This is a genomic window from Clostridioides sp. ES-W-0018-02, assembly GCF_020658175.1.
GTDB lineage: Bacteria > Bacillota > Clostridia > Peptostreptococcales > Peptostreptococcaceae > Clostridioides.
On the sequence record NZ_JACVVY010000037.1, the window covers coordinates 1 to 1,793 of the forward strand.

General features: G+C 27.7%; 3 protein-coding genes. All 3 read right to left on the reverse strand.

Annotated elements, in window-relative coordinates:
• Positions 1 to 50: 50 nt before the first annotated feature.
• Positions 51 to 1,022, reverse strand: a complete 972-nt coding sequence (locus IC219_RS21240; RefSeq protein WP_227825364.1) for a hypothetical protein — start codon at positions 1,020 to 1,022, stop codon at positions 51 to 53.
• A gap of 43 nt (positions 1,023 to 1,065) precedes the next feature.
• Positions 1,066 to 1,524 carry a hypothetical protein gene (locus IC219_RS21245; RefSeq protein WP_227831923.1) on the reverse strand — a complete coding sequence of 153 codons (459 nt, stop codon included), beginning with the start codon at positions 1,522 to 1,524 and terminating at the stop codon, positions 1,066 to 1,068.
• 38 nt (positions 1,525 to 1,562) lie between these two features.
• A partial coding sequence (locus IC219_RS21250) for a hypothetical protein (protein ID WP_227853498.1) occupies positions 1,563 to 1,793 on the reverse strand: 231 nt, incomplete at its 5' end.

Consider the following 1,793-nt stretch of genomic DNA (forward strand, 5'->3'; position numbering starts at 1 on the left):
CATCTTTTTTTGTCTTAGCAGCCATTAAAAAATCTCCCTTCTAAATAATATTATTGTATTTTATACATTCCAAATTTAGAAGCAACAACAACACCTAAATGCATTTTTCTTGACATGAACATCTCTATTTGTTGGTCATCTCTAGCTATTCCATCAGTATTTTCTATTATCATTGTGTCGCCTTCAAATCCTAATTTGATTATCTTCTCATCATTTGGTATAACATATAAAATACTATTACTTAATGCCCATTTATCTCTTTCAGCATCATAATAGTTAGGTAATTCTATTACAGGTGTTCCACTAAAGTTTTTAACATATCCAAAATTTCTTTTGTCATCTTTATCTAAGTCAGCTCCAACACCTTCTATATTTCCTACTGCTTCTGGAGTTCCATATATAGCAACAGATTGTCCAGTAGCACCTTTTACTTTATTAACTATTTTCTTTAAGTCCTTATCTGAATAAGCAGCACTAGTTTTTAAATTAGTATGCACAGATGCGTAAGCCCCTTCCATAGTAGATGCTATTGCCTCTGCTATATGATGTTGGAATGTAGAAGATACTCTATCTACCATTTCAGACCAATCTATTCTTCCAGCTATAAATCTATCAAACTCTTCATATATAGCTATTGCTAATTTAAATGCAGATGTAGGAACTTTTTTACCTAATAGTCTTTGTCTTCTTGTACTATTTTTACCTTCAGCTATATTTGCAATTCTTAATAAATCAGTATTTTTAACTGTAAATTCTTTTTTATTACCTAAATCAAAATTTTCTACATCACAAAAATCTGAAAATGCTTCTTCAGTTAATCTATTTACTTTATCAGTTATTGTTTCAGATAATATTTGAAATATCTTATATTTATTTTCAAAGAACGTATATTGTCCCCATTTCCCTCCACATATATCTATTATTTCTTTTCTTAATGCATCTTCACATTGAGCATAATTTTTTACTTTTCCATTTAATATATCACTTGATAAATCTTTTAATGCTATTATATCTATAGCCATATTTTTTCCACCTTCCATTAATTATTTATTATGATTTTATTTTCTATATAAAAGATACATATACTGAATCTTGTCCATTAAAAGTATATAATTCTTCAACCTTTGCAACTACTATTCCAGTAGTTTTCTTTGTAAACTTATATGTATCTGCTTTAAGTTCTAATTCATCTCCAACGGCTACTACACCATCAAAATGTTTTTTAGCTAAAGTCATACATAATCCCTTATGAGGTAATCTAACTCTATCTATTTCACTTGCTTTTAACTCATAATCTCTTTCATCTAATCTTTCATCATATTGAAGTGCAACACTGTCTAAGATTCCAAATCTACATCCTTCTGTTAATTTTTCTATTTTATAACAATCGTTTCCTAACTCTGAATCGACTAAACCGCCTAATGCAACTATCGCACCATTTTCTAGTACATCACTTCCATTTTTTGCTGTTACAACATCTGGATATTTATCTATATCACAATTTAATATCGCTTTATCTGCCATTTTTATATCTCCTTTTCTATTTTTCATAAAAATAAACACTACTTATTTGAGTGTTTATTCAATATTTGTTCATATGATTTTGTATTTTTATTTTCATCTTCTAATGTAGATGAATAATTTATTTTTGCTTCTTCAATTATAAATCCCTTATTAGAATTAAATTGTTTTGTATTTTCTTTCAATTTTGCATAATCAAGTAAACTTAACTCTTTTCTTAGTTCCTCTAAAGATAGCTCTTTGTTTATAGCAGATTCTTTAAAAGTCTTAAC

Bases quoted from the DNA above. Each gene is read 5' to 3' on its own strand.
- IC219_RS21245 (WP_227831923.1), bottom strand. From the start codon at position 1,524: ATGGCAGATAAAGCGATATTAAATTGTGATATAGATAAATATCCAGAT.
- IC219_RS21240 (WP_227825364.1), bottom strand. From the start codon at position 1,022: ATGGCTATAGATATAATAGCATTAAAAGATTTATCAAGTGATATATTA.